Source organism: Janthinobacterium longum, from assembly GCF_051380735.1.
In the GTDB taxonomy this organism is placed as follows: domain Bacteria; phylum Pseudomonadota; class Gammaproteobacteria; order Burkholderiales; family Burkholderiaceae_D; genus Janthinobacterium.
In genome coordinates this window covers 158,850-177,244 of the sequence record NZ_JBNYXQ010000003.1, presented here as the reverse complement: position 1 = coordinate 177,244, position 18,395 = coordinate 158,850, and the positions used below count along the sequence as shown (strand labels likewise).

The following is an 18,395-nucleotide window of genomic DNA, read 5'->3' as shown; positions in this document are numbered from 1 at the left end:
AAAGGTCAAACAGCTTAAAACGTGACCCTGACCCCCGCCGTCAGATTACGCCCCATCAACGGCGCCGCATTCTTGATAAACGAAGTGTGGCTGTACGCCAGTTCGTTCGTCAGGTTGTTCGCCTTCAGGTAGAACAGGGTCGGCGTACCGGCTATGCGGGCGTGGTAGCTGGCCGACAGGTTCAGCATATTGTAGCCAGGCGTGGCTGTCTCGAAGGCGGCGACCTTGTCTTGCTTGCCGACCCTGTAGAACTCGGCCACGCCATTCCAGGCCTGCCAGTTGGCGTCGAATTTCACGCCCAGGCGCCGGGCCGGGATACGCGGCAGATTGCCGCCGTCATCGGCCAGCTTTGCCCGCACATCATCACCGAATACGCTGGCGCCGAAGATCGGGTTCAGTTGCTGGTGGATCTGGCCTTCGATACCGGTGAAGGTGGCGTCGCGCTGGGCGTATTCGATCAGCTGGAAGCCTTCATGGCTGTCCAGGGTGGAGCCGAAAATATAGTTGTCTATCTTGTTGCGGTAGGCGCCCAGCGAAAACGTGGTGGCGCCTGCGTATTTGCGCAAGGTCACATCGATATTGTTCGAAATTTCCTTGCCCAGGTTTTCATTGCCCAGCTCATAGGTGGCGGTGGCCATGTGCACGCCGTTGGCGTACAGCTCTTCGGCGCTGGGCAGGCGATGCGTGCGCGAGATGGTCGAGCCGAGCGAATACTGGGGCGCGAACTTCCACACGGCGCCCAGCGAAACCGAAGTACCTTTGGTGCTGTGATCTTTCAGCGTGGCGCTGTCGACGGCGATATCCTGCCACTCATGGCGCAAGCCCGCTTCGAAGCGCCATTGTGACAGCTTGTATTCTTCGACCAGAAAAGCCGCGTGCTTTCTGGTCAGGGTGGGCGCCACATACGCTTCTTCGCCCAGGGCGGAAAAATCGCGCCTGGTCGTTTGCAGGCCGACCACGCCGCGCCAGCCTCCCAGCGGCATATGTTCCATTTCCAGCCGCGCGTCGTGGCCCTTGTTTTTAAAGGTGGTGGCCACTTCCGTGCCTTCGATCTCGTCGTGCTTGTAATCGGTAACCGCGGCGCGCAGGCGCAAGCGGGTAAAGCCGGGCAGCGGGTCGCGCAGTTCGCCGCGCACGTCCCAGCGTGCGCTTTTCAGTTTTACGTACGGGACGGCGCCTTCTTCTTCATGCTCATGATCGTGCTCCTCGCCTTCCTCGTGTTCATGGTCGTCGTGGCCGCCGCAGTGCAGGTGGGTGCCGTGCGGGTGGCAGCTTTCGAATTCATGGTTGTGGCCGGGCAGGCCGTATTCGGCGCGCTGGCTGGTAAACGCCAGGCCCAGGAAACCGCGCGACCCCACCCACGAAGCGCCAACGCTGCCGGTGTCGGTTTCGTTGTAGCTGCCAGCCACGGTCGAGCCGCCTTCCCAGCCGCTGCCGACCTTGTATTGTTTCGCATCGCGTTTCACACCTTCCGCGTGGAAGGCAAAATTGCCCGAGCCGCCGGTCACTTCAAAGGCGCCGGCCTTTTCGCGGGCGGCCGAGTTGGCGCGCAGTTCCGCGCTGCCTTCGACACCCTTGGCCGGCACGCGGGTGGGTATTTTATTGTCGATCACATTGACCACGCCGCCGACGGCGCCGCCGCCATACGCCAGCGCCGATGGGCCGCGCAGTACTTCGACCTGTTCGGCCAGCATCGGTTCGGATGCCACCGCATGGTCGGGGCTGATGGTCGATGCATCCTGCACTTCGGCACCATCGGACAGCACTTTCACGCGCGGGCCGTCCATGCCGCGAATAATGGGGCGGCTGGCGCCGGCGCCGAAATGGCTGGAGTGAATGCCGGGCTGGCCGGCCAGCGTTTCGCCCAGGGTGGCCTCGCGTGCACGCACCAGTTCATCGCCTTCGAGCACGGTGACGGGCGTGCTCATGTCGTCGCTGCCCAGCGACAGCGCGCTGGCCGACACGGTCACGGCCGGCAAGGTGGGTGCTTGCTGGGCCAGCGCGGTGGCGGGAGCGGCAAAGGCCAGCATCAGGGCCAGGCGCAATGGGGTGGGGCGGTGGAGCGGGGTGGGTGCGTGTTGGGTTGCGGTCATCTATCAATTCCTTGTCGTAAGGCGGTGTTTGCAGGGTCTGGGCAAGCAATGTTTTGATAATGATATCCCATTATCATTAGTGTGTGAACCTGCTGGCACTATATTGATCGCGAGTGGATGGTGTATTCTGTTGCCATGGAACGCACAACACGTCAAAAAACCGCTATACAAGCCGCCATCGAGTCGGCCCGGCGCCCGCTGTCGGCGCAGGAAATCCTTGAAGAAGCCAGCCTGCAAGTGACGCAGCTGGGCATCGCCACGGTGTACCGCAACCTGAAATCGCTGGTATCGGAAGAAAAAGTCCACGTGGTGACACTGCCTGGCGAAAACCCGCGCTATGAGTCGAATGCAATCGCCAACCATCACCACCACCACTTCCAGTGCACCAGCTGTCAGCGCGTGTTCGACGTGCATGACTGCCCGGGCGACCTGAAGCGCATGGCGCCACAGGGCTTCGTGGTTGAACGCCACGAGCTGACCCTGTACGGTCGCTGCGCCGACTGCAACGCCAGCGCCTGATCCGTGCCGCCTGCCGTAATTGCAGGCAGCCATATCACGTATAATCCATCCTTTCAAGCTGCCGCTACCTTTTGCCAAAAAAACATGAAATCATCTGAAATCCGCGACAAGTTCCTCAAGTTTTTCGAGTCCAAGGGCCATTCCATCGTCCGTTCCAGTTCCTTGGTGCCCGGCAATGATCCAACTTTGCTGCTCACTAACAGCGGCATGGTGCAATTCAAGGACGTGTTTACGGGCACGGACAGCCGCCCGTACACCCGCGCCACCTCGGTGCAGCGCTGCGTGCGCGCCGGCGGCAAGCACAATGACCTGGAAAACGTCGGCTACACGGCGCGCCACCACACCTTCTTTGAAATGCTGGGCAACTTCAGCTTTGGCGACTATTTCAAGCGCGATGCCATCCACTTCGCCTGGGAACTGCTGACCCGTGTTTACGGCCTGCCGGTCGAGAAGCTGACGGTCACGGTGTATATCGAAGATGACGAAGCGTATGACATCTGGGCGAAAGAAATCGGCGTACCGGTCGAACGCATCATCCGCATCGGCGACAACAAGGGCGCGCGCTACGCGTCGGACAATTTCTGGCAGATGGCCGACACCGGCCCATGCGGCCCTTGCACCGAGATCTTCTACGACCACGGAGCCGACATTCCAGGTGGCCCACCGGGCTCGCCCGACGAAGACGGCGACCGCTTCATCGAAATCTGGAACCTGGTGTTCATGCAGTTCAACCGCGACGAAGCGGGCGTGATGCACAAGCTGCCAAAGCCATGCGTCGACACCGGCATGGGCATGGAGCGTCTGGCCGCCGTGCTGCAGCACGTGCATTCGAACTACGAGATCGACCTGTTCCAGCATCTGATCAAGGCAGCTGCCCGCGAAACCGGCGCGCTTGATTTGGAAAACAAGTCGCTGCGCGTGATCGCCGACCATATCCGCGCCGTCGCCTTCATGATTGTCGATGGCGTGATTCCGGGCAGCGAAGGCCGCGCCTATGTGCTGCGCCGTATCATCCGCCGCGCGCTGCGCCACGGCCACAAGCTGGGCCAGACGAAACCGTTCTTCTACAAGCTGGTCGAGGATCTGGCTATCGAGATGGGCGCCGCCTACCCGGAGCTGGAAGAAGCCAAGGTCAACGTCGCCAGCATGCTCAAGGCCGAAGAAGAGCGTTTTGGCGAAACCCTGGAAACCGGCATGAAAGTGCTGGAAGCCCAGCTGGCCAAGGATGCCACCGGCATCGACGGCGCGACCGCCTTTACCCTGTACGAAACCTATGGCTTCCCGCCGGACCTGACGGCCGATATCTGCCGCGAACGCAATATCAGTTTCGACCAGGAAGGCTACGATGCGGCCCTGAAGGAAAGCCAGGAACTGTCGCGCAAGGGCGGCAAGTCGCACAAGGACAGCAAGGTCGAGTACGCGGGCGAGAAAAACAAATTCGTCGGCTATGAAAGCCTGAGCTTCGGCAGCAAGGTCGTCGCCCTGTACGCGGCCGGCACGCAAGTGCAGCAGCTGGCTGCCGGCCAGGCCGGCATCGTGGTGCTCGACACCACGCCGTTCTACGCCGAATCGGGCGGCCAGGTCGGAGACCAGGGCGTGATCACGGCTGGCGACGCCGCCTTCAAGGTTGATGACACGCTGAAAATCCAGGCCGACGTGTTCGGTCACCATGGCGTGCTGGAAAACGGCACCCTGAAGGTCGGCGATACGGTCTCGGCCGACGTTGACACGGGCAAGCGCGGCCGCACTATCCGCAACCACTCGGCCACCCATCTGATGCACAAGGCCTTGCGCGAAGTGCTGGGCAGCCATGTTGCGCAAAAAGGTTCGCTGGTCGACCCAGACAAAACCCGTTTCGACTTCAGCCACAACGCACCGATGACGGCGGAGCAGATCGCGGCGGTGGAAACCATCGTCAACAAGGAGATCCTGGAAAACCACGCGGTGCAGTCGCACCACATGTCGTTTGACGATGCGGTGAAACATGGCGCGATGGCGCTGTTCGGCGAGAAATACGGCGACGAAGTGCGCGTGCTCGATATCGGTACCTCGAAAGAGCTGTGTGGTGGCGTGCACGTGCAGCGCACGGGCGACATCGGCCTGTTCAAGATCATCGCCGAAAGCGGCGTGGCAGCTGGTATTCGCCGCGTCGAAGCGGTGACGGGCGAGGGTGCGCTGGCGCTGGTGCAAACCATGAATCGCCGGCTGCTCGACGCTGCTGCGGCGCTCAAGTCGAATCCCGAAGAGTTGACCGTGCGTATCGGCCAGGTGCAGGATCATGTCAAGGCGCTGGAAAAAGAACTGGCAGCGCTGAAATCGAAACTGGCTTCTGGCCAGGGCGATGAACTGGTGACCCAGGCGGTCGACGTGAACGGCATCAAGGTACTGGCGGCAGTGCTCGAAGGCGCCGACGTGGCGCGCTTGCGCGAGACGATGGACAAGCTGAAAGACAAGCTGAAGACGGCCGCCATCGTGCTGGCCAGCGTGACGGACGGCAAAGTCAGCCTGATCGCCGGCGTGACGGCCGACGCCACGTCGCGCGTAAAAGCGGGCGAGCTGGTGAACTTCGTTGCACAGCAAGTGGGCGGCAAAGGCGGCGGACGCCCCGATATGGCGCAGGCCGGCGGTACCGACGCCAGCGGTTTGCCGACTGCCCTGGCCGGCGTGCCGGCCTGGGTCGGCGACAAGGTGAAATAAGGCGCAAGCCACAGTGCATGCGGGGCAGGTGCCTCGCAGCCTGGTTCGGACGGCCCGCAAACCTGGTTTGCGGGCCGTCTTGCTTTGAAGCATCTCGTTGTGGCTCCACAACAGCGACTGAACTATTTTGGTGCAGCGCGTCAATCACCGTGAATTAGAGTAGTATGTCGAAAATCAGTACAACAAAACAATGGCGGGATATTGATGAGCGACACACTACTTGATACCGAGATTATGGAATTTCACAAAGAACTCGACGCGCGCGGCTTGAACTGCCCGTTGCCGATTCTGAAAGCAAAAAAAGCGTTGTCAGAGCTGCAAAGCGGTGAAGTGCTGCGCATCATGGCAACCGATCCCGGTTCCGTGCGCGACTTCCAGGCCTTTGCCAAACAGACCGGCAATGCCCTGCTGTCGCATGTACAGACGGGCACCGAGTTTGTCTTCCTGATGCAGCGCAAGTAAGTTTCACCGGCTCGGCCGCTACAGGCCGGCCGCACGGCGCCTGGGTGCGGCAGTTTTGCTGCCCTGCAGCGTAGCGCCAGACTCCCTCGTTCGACCTCACCGCAAACAATTTAGATGGTTTGTTCTAACTAAAAATCGCACGATCGTGCTTAAATTCGGTTCGAGATTCAAATTTCTCTTATAATCGACCTCACAATCAGCACTTGATCCGTCATCTTTATAATTTCCCAAAGGCATAGCTATGAAAGTCTTGGTACCCGTCAAACGCGTGGTCGACTACAACGTCAAAGTACGCGTCAAGAGTGACGGCACTGGCGTCGATACCGCCAACGTCAAAATGTCGATGAATCCTTTCGATGAGATCGCGCTCGAAGAAGCCATGCGCCTGAAAGAAGCCGGCAAGGTCACCGAAGTGGTCGCCATCTCCTGCGGCGTGACCCAGTGCCAGGAAACCCTGCGCACGGCAATGGCCATCGGCGCCGACCGCGGCATCCTGGTTGAAACCACCACCGAACTCGAACCGCTGGCCGTGGCCAAGCTGGTCAAGGCACTGGCCGAAAAAGAACAGCCACAACTGATTATCCTGGGCAAGCAGGCAATCGACGACGACAGCAACCAGACCGGCCAGATGCTGGCGGCGCTGCTGGGTTGGCCACAAGCCACCTTCGCCTCGAAGGTCGTGCTGGAAGACGGTAAAGTCACCGTCACGCGCGAAGTCGATGGCGGCCTGGAAACCCTGGCCTTGACCCTGCCGGCCATCGTCACCACCGATTTGCGCCTGAACGAGCCGCGCTACGTGACCCTGCCGAACATCATGAAGGCCAAGAAAAAGCCGCTGGAAACCGTCAAGCCGGAAGACCTGGGCGTCGACGTCACCCCGCGCCTGAAAACGCTGAAGGTAGCGGAACCGGCCAAGCGCTCGGCCGGCATCAAGGTGCCGGACGTGGCGACACTGGTCGCCAAGCTGCGCACCGAAGCCAAAGTCATCTAAGCGGCTTAGCCGTCATCCAGAACAATTACAGGACATATCATGGTCGCATTAGTTATTGCTGAACACGACAACGCTACCTTGAAGGGTAGTACCCACCACACCGTCACGGCGGCTGCCCAGTGCGGCGGCGACGTGCACGTGCTGATCGCCGGTTCGAACGCGTCGGCTGCCGCTGCTGCTGCCGCGCAAATCGCCGGCGTGGCCAAAGTCATCGTCGCCGACGCGGCGTACTTTGCCGACGGCCTGGCCGAAAACGTGGCCGAGCAGGTGCTGGCCATCGCCGGCAACTACAGCCATATCCTGGCGCCAGCCACCGCCTACGGCAAGAATATCCTGCCACGCGTGGCCGCCAAGCTGGACGTGGCCCAGATTTCGGAAATCACCAAGGTCGATGCACCTGACACCTTCGAGCGCCCGATCTACGCCGGTAACGCGATTGCCACCGTGCAGTCCGGCGACAAGATCAAGGTCATCACCGTGCGCACCACCGGTTTCGATTCGGCCCCCGCCACTGGCGGTTCGGCTGCGACCGAAACCATCACGGCCGTAGCCGACAGCGGCAAGTCCGCTTTTGTGGGCCGCGAGCTGGCCAAGTCCGACCGCCCCGAACTGACCGCTGCAAAAATCATCGTTTCCGGTGGCCGTGGCATGGGTTCGGCGGAAAACTTCCACATCCTCGAGCCGCTGGCCGACAAGCTGGGCGCCGCCATGGGTGCTTCGCGCGCTGCGGTTGACGCCGGTTTCGTGCCGAACGACTGGCAAGTTGGCCAGACCGGCAAGATCGTCGCGCCATCGCTGTATATCGCGGTCGGTATTTCCGGCGCGATCCAGCATCTGGCCGGCATGAAGGACTCGAAGACCATCGTCGCCATCAACAAGGATCCGGAAGCACCGATCTTTGCCGTGGCCGACTACGGCATCGTCGGCGATCTGTTCGAGATCGTGCCGCAACTGGTCAAGGAACTCGGTTAAGTCCTGAATTAAAACGGTTTTGTGATTTACGAAGCCACGCCGGCCCGCCCCACACGGCGAGCCGCGTGGCTTTTTTCTTGGAGATAAGAAGATGAGCTATCAAGCCCCGCTGAAAGACATGTTGTTCGTCATGAACGAACTGGCCGGCCTGGCCGACATCCATACCTTGCCTGGCTGCGAAGACGCCACGCCCGATACAGCCGAGGCTGTGCTGGAAGAAAACGCCAAGTTCTGCAGCGGCGTGGTGGCGCCGCTGAACTGGCCCAGCGACAAAGATCCCAGCTTCTGGCACGACGGCCAGGTGACGACCTCGAAGGGTTTCAAGGAAGCCTTCAAGGCGTATGGCGAAGCGGGCTGGCAGGGCGTGCAGCATCCCACCGAATTTGGCGGCCAGGGCTTGCCCAAGCTGCTGGCCACGCCGTGCATCGAAATGCTCAATTCGGCCAGCATCTCGTTCGCGCTGGTGGCCTTGCTGTCCGACGGCGCCATCGAAGCGCTGCTGACGGCCGGCAGCGACGAGCAGAAAGCTACCTACCTGGAAAATCTGGTGTCGGGCCAGTGGACCGGCACCATGAATCTGACCGAGCCGCAAGCAGGCTCCGACCTGGCCGCCGTGCGCACGCGCGCCGTGCCGCAGGCCGATGGTACTTATAAAGTGTTCGGCACCAAAATTTACATTACCTATGGCGAGCACGACCTGGCGGAAAATATTGTCCACCTGGTGCTGGCCCGCACCCCTGATGCGCCTGCTGGCGTGAAAGGCATCTCGCTGTTTATCGTGCCCAAGTTTCTCGTCAATGCGGACGGCAGCCTCGGTGAGCGCAACGACGCGCACTGCGTGTCGATCGAGCACAAGCTGGGCATCAAGGCCAGCCCGACGGCGGTGCTGCAGTTCGGCGACCATGGCGGCGCCATCGGCACGCTGGTGGGCGAGGAAAACCGTGGTCTCGAATATATGTTCATCATGATGAATGCGGCCCGCTTCGGCGTGGGCTTGCAGGGCATCGGCCTGGCCGAGCGTGCCTACCAGCAGGCGGTGGCGTTCGCGAAAGACCGTGTGCAGTCGCGCGACCTGGCCGGTTCACCGGGTCCGGTGTCCATCATCCACCATCCGGACGTGCGCCGCATGCTGATGTCCATGCGTTCGCAGACCGAGGCGGCGCGCGCGCTGGCCTATGTGGGCGCAGCCATCAGCGATGTCGCCCATCACCACCCGGACGCGCAGGTGCGCTCGGAAAGCCTGGCCACCTATGAATATCTGGTGCCGATTATCAAGGGCTGGTCGACGGAAATGTCGCAGGATGTGGCGCGCGATGGCGTGCAGGTGCACGGCGGCATGGGCTTTATCGAAGAAACGGGCGCCGCCCAGCATTACCGCGACGCGAAAATCCTCACCATCTACGAAGGCACGACAGCGATCCAGGCCAACGACCTGGTGGGTCGCAAGACGGTGCGCGACGGTGGTGCGGTGGCGAAAGCGATCATTGCCCAGGTGCGCGCCACCGAAGCCCAGTTGGGCGAACTGAGCGGTGCCGACTTCCAGGCCATGCAGCGGCACCTGTCCGAAGGCAGCGCGGCTTTGGAGGCCGTGGTGGACTATGTGGTGGCGAACATAAAGACGGATATCAAGGCCGTGTTTGCCGGCAGCGTGCCGTATCTGAAACTGGCCGGCATCGTGCTGGGTGGCTGGCAGATGGCGCGCGCGGCGGTGGTGGCGCAGCAGAAACTGGGCGAGGGCAGCGGCGACGCGGCCTTCTACAAGGCCAAGATTTCCACCGCACGTTTCTTTGCCGACCATATCCTGTCGCAGGCGCCAGGCTTGCGGGCGACCATCATCGACGGCAGCGCCGGCGTGATGGCGTTGTCCGAAGAGCAGTTTTAAGCCGGGTTCTCTAAAGCCAGCAGTTGGCAGCAGAGAGCCGGGGTCAGACCCGCCGGGTCTGACCCCAGATTTCCGTTGCGTGTCCAGTCATGCTGGCGTGACGCGCTGAGAGACAGCAGTTAACGGCGCGTGATGCCATTCCCCGAATTGCGCACCAGGTCGCCCGACTGCAAGCCCGGATCCTGGTCGAACGCGAAATCGGCGCGGGCGCCGGTTTCGTATTGCACCGTCACGTTCCACACCTTGGAATTTTTCACATGGCCTTCGACCTGCTTGCCCGCATAGGCACCACCGGCGGCGCCGGCCAGGGTGGCCAGGTCCTTGCCGCGGCCGCTGCCGACCTGGCGTCCCAGCAGGGCGCCGGCCACGCCGCCGCCTATCATGCCCAGCGCGCCGCCTTCACCGGCTTTTTCAACGACATTGACGGCGACTACCTTGCCGCAATCGGCGCACACTTGCTGCTGTTTTGACGGCTGGCTGGCGTAGGAGTTGCCGGCCTTTTGCGCGGCCTTGGCGTTGATGATGGCCTGGTCGTATTCGGTCTTGGCGTCGCGCAGGCACTGCATGCGCGCTTTCGACGAGGTTTCTTCAGCACACAATTTTTTGTCATCCGCATAGCGGGTACTGGCTTGCTTGCTGTCGTAGGCGTATTGCGCCTTCGGCGACATATTATTCTGGGCAAAGGCGGGCGTGCTGAACAGGCCGGCCAGTGCGAGGGCGGCGATAAGGGTAGGGCGACGAATCATGATCTTCTCCAATAAGCGACCAGCGATGCTGGTGGTACGTACAGTATAGAGGAAAAGCATGATTGCTATGCCAACACGGTCGTGCGCGGGTTTGGCTGTCCTGTCAGCCGTAGGCGCCGCCCGTATATAACAGGTCAAAAAAGCGCGCCATGGTGGCGATCAGGGTGCCCGCGCCCAGCATCAGGGTGGCGACCAGCACCACCGCCAGCGGCCAGCCTGTGTCCGAGGTCTGGCCGGAACCTGGGTTATAGCGTGCATCCCATTTTTCATCCGACATCAGCCCCAGCACCAGCGCCTCGAGGAAGCCGACCACGGCCGACACGGTCAAAGGCAGCAGCTGGTAAAACCAGTCGGCACCGGGAAACAGCTGGCGCAATGCCAGGCTGGCGGGCAGGGCCGCTACGTGCAGCCAGCCCCAGCGGTCGGTGGCGCCATGCAGGTAGAAACGATGCGCGCCCAGCAAGCCCAGCAGAAAGGCCAGCAGCGAAGTAAGAGCCTTGTTCTTGTGCGAATGTTGCAAGATCGTCGTGGTGGTCATGGCGTTCCGGTGGCGCAGCGATAAGAAGATCAAGTATCGGTCAAAGCGCACCGCTTGTGGTGAATAAAACAGTCTTGCACTGTGGCGCCAGGGTCGATAGGCGCACGCGCCTATTGCGTCTTCGGCCCTGAATGGTCATAATGTTTGATTAGCCCAAATTACACGCCCGTCATCATAACGCTTGCTGCCTGGCGGTAAAGCGCGCTATAATTTGCGGCTTTTTCCGCCTCAGCACACTTTTTGGAAATATTATGGTCGTTATTCGTTTAGCTCGTGGAGGCGCCAAGAAGCGCCCGTTCTTCAACATCGTCGCTACTGACTCGCGCAATCGCCGCGATGGTCGCTTCATTGAGCGTATCGGTTTTTACAACCCGATGGCGCAAGGTGGCGAAGTTCCACTGCGTATTACCGCAGACCGTCTGGCCTACTGGCAAGGCGTTGGCGCACAATTGTCGCCAACCGTTGCTCGCCTGGTTGCCAGCAACAACAAAGCAGCAGCTTAATTCAGATCACTGGTTTGACGGTCAACACTGCATCCGGGGTGAAAGTCCCCGATGACCTGGTACAGGTAGGCTATGTCTCCGGTGCCTATGGCATTGCGGGCGGAGTCAGGATCACTCCTTTCTCCGACGACGCGGATGCATTGTTAAGTGTCAAAACCTGGTGGATTGATAAACCGAGCTTGCATGACGTTCAAGTCAGGCAGGCGAAGTTGCACGGCGGCGACGTCGTGGCCCAGCTGGTGGGTGTGGTCGGGCGGGATGCCGCGGAAGCGCTGAAAGGCGTATCCGTGCAAATTCCGCGTAGCCATTTCCCGACGCTGGATGCCGATGAGTTTTACTGGTCCGATCTGATCGGGCTGACAGTCGAGAATTTGCAAGGCGAGTGCCTCGGCACAGTGCACGACATGATGAGCAATGGTCCGCAGTCGATCTTGCGCGTCACCCCTGTCGCCACTGCCGATGAGTCCGTTGAAAAGGCGCCCGAGCGCCTGATCCCGTTTGTCGGCCAGTTTGTCATCAATGTAGACAAAGTCGCCGGCAAGATCACGGTCGACTGGGGCCTCGATTATTAAGCCGCCTGCGCTGATCGCGATGGGCAACATGTTTGGGTGGGGATGCGATGCAGTTTGATGTCGTAACCCTGTTTCCTGAAATGTTTGCCGCGCTGACGCAGTCGGGGGTTACCCGGCGTGCCTTCGAGCAGCAAAAATGTGGTTTGTCCTTGTGGAATCCCCGTGATTTCACGATTGACAATCACCGTACCGTGGATGACCGCCCATATGGCGGCGGCCCCGGCATGGTGATGATGGCCAGGCCGCTTGAAGCCAGCATCAATGCCGCAAAGCAGCGCCAGCACGACCTCGGTCTGGCCGCGCCGCGCGTGGTGTTCATGTCGCCGCAAGGCCGCGCCCTGACGCATGAGCGTGTCACGCAACTGAAGGCCGAACCTGGCCTGGTGATTTTGTGTGGCCGCTATGAAGCCGTGGACCAGCGCCTGCTGGACCGTTGCGTCGACGAGGAAATCAGCGTCGGCGACTTCGTGTTGTCGGGCGGTGAGTTGCCCGCCATGGCGCTGATGGACGCGGTGATCCGGCTGTTGCCCGGTGTGTTGAACACCCAAGCGTCGGCGGTCGAAGACAGCTTTGTCAATGGCTTGCTCGATTCGCCGCACTATACGCGGCCGGAAATGTATGAAGGCACGAGCGTGCCGCCCGTTTTGATGGGTGGCAACCATGCCGAGATCGTCAAGTGGCGTCGCCAGCGCATGCTGGAAGCGACCGCAAAGAAGCGTCCTGATCTGTTGATCAGCGCGCGCGCCGCCGGCTTGCTTAGCCGTGCCGACGAACAATTCCTGGCCAGCCTGTAAGTCGTTTTCAGAACGGCAAGCAGGGTGGCCTTGCAGTGCCGGGCATGTTGCCCAAATAGTGCAGTACCCATCCTCTACCGGGCGGATAGTCAGCTATCCACAGTGCGCCGGCATGATGGCTTTCGGAGTTATAAAATGGACTTGATTCAACAATTAGAGCAAGAAGAGATCGCCCGTCTGGGTAAATCGATTCCTGACTTCGCACCAGGCGATACCGTCATCGTCAGCGTCAACGTGGTCGAAGGTACGCGCAAGCGCGCCCAGGCATACGAAGGCGTCGTTATCTCCCGTCGTAACCGTGGCCTGAACTCGAACTTCATCGTTCGCAAGATCTCGTCCGGCGAAGGCGTCGAGCGTACGTTCCAGCTGTACTCGCCGCTGATCGCTTCGATCGAAGTGAAACGCCGTGGTGATGTTCGCCGCGCCAAGCTGTACTATCTGCGTGAGCGTTCGGGTAAATCGGCGCGTATCAAAGAAAAATTGCCAAACCGCCGCGTTGTGGCGAAAGCAAGCGCGTAATACCAGCGTCTGCGTTTGGAAGAGGGGGTGCCTATGGGTGCCCCTTTTTTATTTCTGGAGCTGGAGGCTGTTAGCATGGCAACTATCGCGTTTGACCCGAAAAAACTGGCTGTCGATTCGATTGCCGGCGAAGCCGCGCTGGACGCCGCGCGCATGACGCCGGAGGCCTTGCGCCAGCGCCTGTCCTCGCCGCCCGACTGGCAGCCCGAGATCACCCAAGATTTTTTATCCGCCCGCGCCGAGCCTGTGCCGGCTGCCGTGCTGATCCCGCTGGTGCAGCGCCCCGAAGGCTTGACGATACTGCTGACCATGCGCACCGATCACCTGAGCAGCCATGCCGGGCAGGTCAGCTTTCCCGGTGGCCGCAGCGAAGCGTATGACGTCTCGGCGGTCGCCACGGCGCTGCGCGAAACGGAAGAAGAAGTGGGCCTGGCGCGCACCCACGTGGAAGTGCTGGGCCAGCTGCCCGATTACCTGACCGGCACCGGCTACCAGGTCACGCCCGTGGTGGGCCTGGTCACGCCGCCGTTCGAACTGCGCGCCGATCCGTCCGAAGTGGCGGAAATTTTCGAAGTGCCGCTGGCGTTTCTGATGAATGGCCTGAATCACCAGCGCCTGTCGGTGGAATTGCCGGGCGGGCGCCGCTCCTTCTACGCCATGCCGTACGAGCGATTTTACATTTGGGGCGCCACCGCCGGCATGCTGAGGAACCTGTTTCACCTCTTGCGCGCCGGGTAAGCTGGTCCATATATCGACTTCAATTGTAATAAGTTTGATTCCAGCACTGCACTGCGTTATCGTAGCGGGCATTGCGGTATTGCAGTAAAAGACAAAAGGGACCATCGATGACATTTTTCTCCATACTTTGCGCACTACTGATAGAGCAGCTCAAGCCTTTGCGCGCGGACAATATCATCTACGCCGAAATCAAAAGCATGGCGATGCGCATGGAGACCTGGTTCAACGCTGGCCACGCCAGCCACGGCCGCATCGGCTGGTTTTTAATGATGGGCATGCTGATGATCCCCGCGGCCGGCATTCACTGGGTGCTGAAGTATTACGAGCTGACCCTGGTGTCGTTTGCCTGGAATGTGCTGATCGTCTACCTGACCTTGGGTTTTCGCCACTACAGCCATTACTTCACGTCGATACAGCTGGCCTTGAGCGCCGGTGACGAGCCCGCCGCGCGTACCTTGCTGGCGGAATGGACCAAGCTCGACACGGTAGGCATGGACAGCAATGAAATTTCACGCATCGCCGTCGAAAAAGCCCTGATCACCACGCATCGCAATGTGTTCGGCGTTTTCTTCTGGTTCATGATGCCGCTCGGTCCGGCCGGTGCCGTGATGTACCGCGTGGCCGAATACCTGGCGCGCGCCTGGAACGAGCCCGAGCACATGCGCAATGAAGCGTTCGGCCTGTTTGCCGCGCGCGCTTTTTACTGGATAGACTGGATTCCCGTGCGCCTGACTGCGGTCGCCTTTGCCGTGGTCGGCAACTTTGAAGACGCCATCTACGCCTGGCGCAATTTCGCCCATCGCTGGTACGACGAAGCGATCGGCATCATCCTGACAGCCGGCGGCGGCGCCATGGGCGTGCGCCTGGGCACGCCAGCGGAAACCGCCGCCCGCGTGCTGAGTACGCCCGACATGGCCATCGACGACAGCGACAGCGAAAGCGATGTCCTGCCCGGCGACGAGCCCGGCGTGCGCGCCCTGCAAAGCACGGTGGGCCTGGTCTGGCGCGCCTTGCTGCTATGGATGCTGTTGCTGTTGCTGTTGTCTGGCGCGATTTTCCTCGGTTGATACGCGTCATGGAGCAGGCGCAATTCGATTAGAATAAGGGGCTGGCGCCGCAAGTGTGTCGGCCCCTTTGGCATCTGGCCGGCAGGTATGGACAGATGGAGGTAGAACCCAAGTCTTCTATAAGATATAATACTGACTGTCCGCAAGACGCACTGAACTACCAGCCCGGCTTACCCGCCGGGGCCATTCACGCAATCAAGTCCCGACAAGCCACATGGCCGAGTTATCTCAAAACAACGGAGAACTCTCAGACGAGTTCTTCATCCTTGGTCTCACCAGCAATGGCAAGCAATTTCGCCCCAGTGATTGGGCCGAACGCCTGTGCGGAGTGATGTCCTGTTTCAATCCCGAGGGTGGCGGGCGCAATGCCCACCTGCAATACTCTCCCTACGTGCGTCCAACCATCGTCAATGGCGTCAAGTCGGTGGTCGTGAACACCAAGCTGCGCGAGATCGAGCCGCTGGCCTTGCACTTCGTGCGTGAGTTTGCCAAGGACAACGATTTGCAGATCGTCGAAGCCTGCTTCCTGCCGCCGAAGTAATCTCTCTACCGGCGCAGTGCGCTTGCCTGCTGCTGCGCACTGCCACCCAGCCGGCGCTCAAAGTCTCATGCCCATCCAGATCGTCGCTTCCGTTGCGCACGACACTACAGTGTCAATTGCCCGGTCCAGTCGCCTCGGATCACTTAGCCGAGACGCAGAATGGTCGTGGTGATGTTGTTCTTCTTTAAGAATCTGCATGATTGCCGAGGTAGCCGCTGGATCGCTGTTGCCTATGTCGGCCAGTTGCTGCTGAAGGTGGCGAATGACAACCCGCTCTACAGCTATCGTCGTTGCAGCGACTGCCTTATCGCCTAGCAGGCCGCTTGCAATGCCAAGAACGTAGCCTCCCGTAGCACACAACCAGTAGCTGCGACACCGCCGCAAGCCTCGTCGTTGTAGTTCACCCGCAAAAATTGCGCGATGATTTTCTTCATGTGTCTTGAAATCCGCCAGCTCTTTGGCCAGAGCTTTTGCCCTCAGCCGTACGGCCAGTATCTGACCGGCATAAATATGAACGGCACCGTGCTCACCTGCGTGGTTTACTTTCAAGATTCGTCCGACGTTGACGACTGCGCGGGCCTTATGATCCATTATCACGGCCTTCCTTTTACTCATGGATACGGAGGTGTGTTGACGAAGCAGGAAAGCTCAATGGCACATCAGCGAACGTCGGCTTTTGCCTTCCACGCAACCACTCAGGAGATCCTGCAATCGCCGAAAGTTAAAGTATCCGAAAACGCTTTGCTATGCTTCTTGCGTGTCCGTGTCCTGTAGCAACACTGTCATCCAGTCAACGAAAGCGCGTACTGCGGGAGAAAGATGCCGGCTGCGCGGGTATAGCACGGAAAGTGGAACCGGAAGCCCATGTTCGTCTGGAAGAATCCTCACCAAATTTCCTGCTTTCAAATGTGGCCTAGCCAGGAAACCTGCAATACGGATTATGCCAAGGCCCTCCAGACCGCAGCTGATGTAGGCGTCGGTGTCATTGACTGCAAGTCGGCCGCGACTTCTGAACAGATGTTCTCCATTCTCTGCACCGAAACACCACTCGATAGCGCGTCCGGTGCGCCCGGAATGAAACTCAATGACATGATGATGGCCAAGGTCTTCCAGGGAACGTGGCATGCCGTGCTGCGCCAGGTAGTCGGGCGACGCGCAGGTAATCCAGTCGAAGCTGCCGATATGTTTGGCCACGAGCAGCGCCGACGACTCTGGCGTCCCCGAGCGCACTACGCAGTCGAGTCCCTCCTGGATGATGTCAACGGGCCGGTCTCCAAGCGTGAGAACGATGTCAAGGTTCGGGTAGCGGGTCAGAAAGCCGTCAATGGTCGGCAACACAACCGTGCGGGCGAACGACGAAGTCATATCGACACGCAGCCGGCCACGGGGCTGCATTGTACTGTCGGACAGCGACGCCTCCACGCTTTCGATCTCCTGAAGCATCTGGCGACAATGGTCGTGGTAAAAGCTGCCATTGCTTGTAAGGCGCAAGCTTCTTGTTGTGCGCTGCAACAGGCTTACCCCAAGCGCCTTCTCCAGCTCCTGGACAGATCTGCTCACGGTTGAGCGCGGGAGTGACAGCGTTTTCGCAGCCCCGGCAAAACTGCCTGCCTCAACGACGCGGGAAAAAATCTTCATGGCACGAATCTTGTCCAAAGCAAGTTCCTGAAATGACAAAAAAGACGTTGATTATCCCATTTTTTGCAACTCGAAAATCATGATCCGGGGGCTTATGGCAGTGATCGGTACTCCCTATACTTCATTCCATATTGAACTCTCTGAACAGGAATAGCATGAATAACGACCTCAACCATATGGAACTCGACAACATGCTTGTGCTTGGTGCTGGTGAGCTGGGCATGGCCATTGTGCGCCACCTTGTGCTGCGCCGCACGGGCACAGTCACTCCCCTTGCAGTTCTGGTATCGCCACATTCCCTTGCCGCCCCTGGGCCGGAACAGGCACGCAACTATCATGAACTGCGTGCCTCAAATGTACGTCTGCTTCCCTTCGACCTCGTTGCTTGCTCCGACGACGAGTTGACAGCACTGCTAGGCCGATTTCATACCGTGATTAATTGCACCGGATTCGTGGCGGGTCCTGGAACGCAACTCAGGCTCACGAGTGCGGTTCTGCGGGCCGGCGTATCACGGTATTTCCCCTGGCAGTTCGGCGTGAACTACGACATCGTCGGCAAGGGTAGCGGCCAGCCCGTCTTCGATGAACAGTACGAGGTGAGGACATTGCTGCGAATGCAGACTCGTACTGAATGGGTCATCGTATCGACAGGGATGTTTACAAGTTTTCTTTTCGAGCCGGCTTTCGGGCTGGTTGATCTGACTGCGGAAGTTGTGCGGGGCTTGGGAAGCTGGGATACGAAAGTAACCGTCACGACTCCCGACGACATCGGCCGGCTGACGACCGACATTTTGCTCGATCGACCGAGAATCGCAAACGAGATCGTCTATGTTGCGAGCGATACGCTCTCTTACCGTGAGCTGGCTGATGTCGTCGAAGAGGTGACAGGACAACGGTACCGCCGGGAGTTGCTGACTACGGACATGCTCATCGACGAAACCGCACGGCGTCCGGACGACGCGATGGCGCGCTATCGGCTTGGTTTTGCACGTGGGGACGGCATGTGGTGGGATAAGGACACCACATACAACGCCATGCGCAATATCCCGACGACCGATACCAGGACATGGCTGCAGCAGAGCCATCTGCTTGAAGGCCCAGACTGAAAAAGCGTTTCCGACAA

19 protein-coding genes are annotated in these 18,395 nt (G+C 60.0%); 14 read left to right on the top strand and 5 right to left on the bottom strand.

The window, feature by feature from the left end; genetic code table 11:
* Positions 1–14: 14 nt before the first annotated feature.
* A complete protein-coding gene (locus ACQ4WM_RS11680; protein WP_436546837.1) occupies positions 15–2,093 on the bottom strand; it encodes a TonB-dependent receptor domain-containing protein in 2,079 nt (692 codons plus the stop codon).
* A 135-nt stretch (positions 2,094–2,228) separates the two neighbouring features.
* Here ACQ4WM_RS11680 and ACQ4WM_RS11675 point away from each other — a divergent pair, with 135 nt between their 5' ends.
* The 6 genes from ACQ4WM_RS11675 (at position 2,229) to ACQ4WM_RS11650 (ending at position 9,616) form a co-directional block, all read left to right on the top strand.
* Positions 2,229–2,612, top strand: coding sequence for a Fur family transcriptional regulator (locus ACQ4WM_RS11675; protein ID WP_436546836.1), 384 nt, complete (start codon positions 2,229–2,231; stop codon positions 2,610–2,612).
* An 84-nt stretch (positions 2,613–2,696) separates the two neighbouring features.
* On the top strand, positions 2,697–5,309 hold the full coding sequence (gene alaS / locus ACQ4WM_RS11670; protein WP_436546835.1) for an alanine--tRNA ligase: 2,613 nt from the start codon (positions 2,697–2,699) through the stop codon (positions 5,307–5,309).
* A 204-nt stretch (positions 5,310–5,513) separates the two neighbouring features.
* Positions 5,514–5,771 carry a sulfurtransferase TusA family protein gene (locus tag ACQ4WM_RS11665; protein ID WP_225317265.1) on the top strand — a complete coding sequence of 86 codons (258 nt, stop codon included), beginning with the start codon at positions 5,514–5,516 and terminating at the stop codon, positions 5,769–5,771.
* Positions 5,772–6,012: 241 nt separating this feature from the next.
* Positions 6,013–6,762 carry an electron transfer flavoprotein subunit beta/FixA family protein gene (locus tag ACQ4WM_RS11660; protein ID WP_436546834.1) on the top strand — a complete coding sequence of 250 codons (750 nt, stop codon included), beginning with the start codon at positions 6,013–6,015 and terminating at the stop codon, positions 6,760–6,762.
* Positions 6,763–6,801: 39 nt separating this feature from the next.
* On the top strand, positions 6,802–7,734 hold the full coding sequence (locus ACQ4WM_RS11655) for an electron transfer flavoprotein subunit alpha/FixB family protein (protein WP_436546833.1): 933 nt from the start codon (positions 6,802–6,804) through the stop codon (positions 7,732–7,734).
* Positions 7,735–7,825: 91 nt separating this feature from the next.
* Complete coding sequence (locus ACQ4WM_RS11650) at positions 7,826–9,616, top strand: acyl-CoA dehydrogenase (protein ID WP_436546832.1); 1,791 nt, start codon at positions 7,826–7,828, stop codon at positions 9,614–9,616.
* Between the two features lie 119 nt (positions 9,617–9,735).
* Here the strand turns inward: ACQ4WM_RS11650 and ACQ4WM_RS11645 are convergent, their stop codons facing one another.
* Together ACQ4WM_RS11645 and ACQ4WM_RS11640 are read right to left on the bottom strand one after the other, a co-directional pair.
* Positions 9,736–10,362, bottom strand: a complete 627-nt coding sequence (locus ACQ4WM_RS11645) for a glycine zipper 2TM domain-containing protein (protein WP_436546831.1) — start codon at positions 10,360–10,362, stop codon at positions 9,736–9,738.
* Positions 10,363–10,465: 103 nt separating this feature from the next.
* Positions 10,466–10,900, bottom strand: coding sequence for an NINE protein (locus tag ACQ4WM_RS11640; protein WP_436546830.1), 435 nt, complete (start codon positions 10,898–10,900; stop codon positions 10,466–10,468).
* Positions 10,901–11,151: 251 nt separating this feature from the next.
* Here ACQ4WM_RS11640 and rpsP point away from each other — a divergent pair, with 251 nt between their 5' ends.
* From rpsP to ACQ4WM_RS11605, 7 genes are all read left to right on the top strand, one after another.
* The gene (gene rpsP, locus ACQ4WM_RS11635) at positions 11,152–11,403 is read left to right on the top strand and encodes a 30S ribosomal protein S16 (RefSeq protein ID WP_010395524.1); all 252 of its coding nucleotides are present in this window, start codon (positions 11,152–11,154) and stop codon (positions 11,401–11,403) included.
* Between the two features lie 14 nt (positions 11,404–11,417).
* Positions 11,418–11,975, top strand: a complete 558-nt coding sequence (gene rimM / locus ACQ4WM_RS11630) for a ribosome maturation factor RimM (protein WP_436546829.1) — start codon at positions 11,418–11,420, stop codon at positions 11,973–11,975.
* 47 nt (positions 11,976–12,022) lie between these two features.
* Positions 12,023–12,769, top strand: a complete 747-nt coding sequence (gene trmD, locus ACQ4WM_RS11625; RefSeq protein ID WP_436546828.1) for a tRNA (guanosine(37)-N1)-methyltransferase TrmD — start codon at positions 12,023–12,025, stop codon at positions 12,767–12,769.
* A gap of 135 nt (positions 12,770–12,904) precedes the next feature.
* Positions 12,905–13,288 (top strand): 50S ribosomal protein L19, encoded by a 384-nt coding sequence (gene rplS / locus ACQ4WM_RS11620; protein WP_035825414.1) that lies wholly within the window; start codon positions 12,905–12,907, stop codon positions 13,286–13,288.
* 75 nt (positions 13,289–13,363) lie between these two features.
* Positions 13,364–14,026 carry a CoA pyrophosphatase gene (locus ACQ4WM_RS11615; RefSeq protein ID WP_436546827.1) on the top strand — a complete coding sequence of 221 codons (663 nt, stop codon included), beginning with the start codon at positions 13,364–13,366 and terminating at the stop codon, positions 14,024–14,026.
* 107 nt (positions 14,027–14,133) lie between these two features.
* Positions 14,134–15,093, top strand: a complete 960-nt coding sequence (locus ACQ4WM_RS11610; protein ID WP_436546826.1) for a CobD/CbiB family protein — start codon at positions 14,134–14,136, stop codon at positions 15,091–15,093.
* A 214-nt stretch (positions 15,094–15,307) separates the two neighbouring features.
* Complete coding sequence (locus ACQ4WM_RS11605; RefSeq protein ID WP_436546825.1) at positions 15,308–15,634, top strand: DUF3579 domain-containing protein; 327 nt, start codon at positions 15,308–15,310, stop codon at positions 15,632–15,634.
* Positions 15,635–15,691: 57 nt separating this feature from the next.
* Here ACQ4WM_RS11605 and ACQ4WM_RS11600 read toward each other — a convergent pair whose 3' ends face one another.
* On the bottom strand, positions 15,692–16,225 hold the full coding sequence (locus tag ACQ4WM_RS11600) for a demethoxyubiquinone hydroxylase family protein (RefSeq protein WP_436546824.1): 534 nt from the start codon (positions 16,223–16,225) through the stop codon (positions 15,692–15,694).
* A gap of 153 nt (positions 16,226–16,378) precedes the next feature.
* Positions 16,379–17,290 (bottom strand): LysR family transcriptional regulator, encoded by a 912-nt coding sequence (locus tag ACQ4WM_RS11595; RefSeq protein ID WP_436546823.1) that lies wholly within the window; start codon positions 17,288–17,290, stop codon positions 16,379–16,381.
* 137 nt (positions 17,291–17,427) lie between these two features.
* Between ACQ4WM_RS11595 and ACQ4WM_RS11590 the strand changes: the two genes are divergently transcribed.
* Positions 17,428–18,378, top strand: coding sequence for an aromatic alcohol reductase (locus ACQ4WM_RS11590; RefSeq protein WP_436546822.1), 951 nt, complete (start codon positions 17,428–17,430; stop codon positions 18,376–18,378).
* The last annotated feature ends 17 nt before the right edge of the window (positions 18,379–18,395 follow it).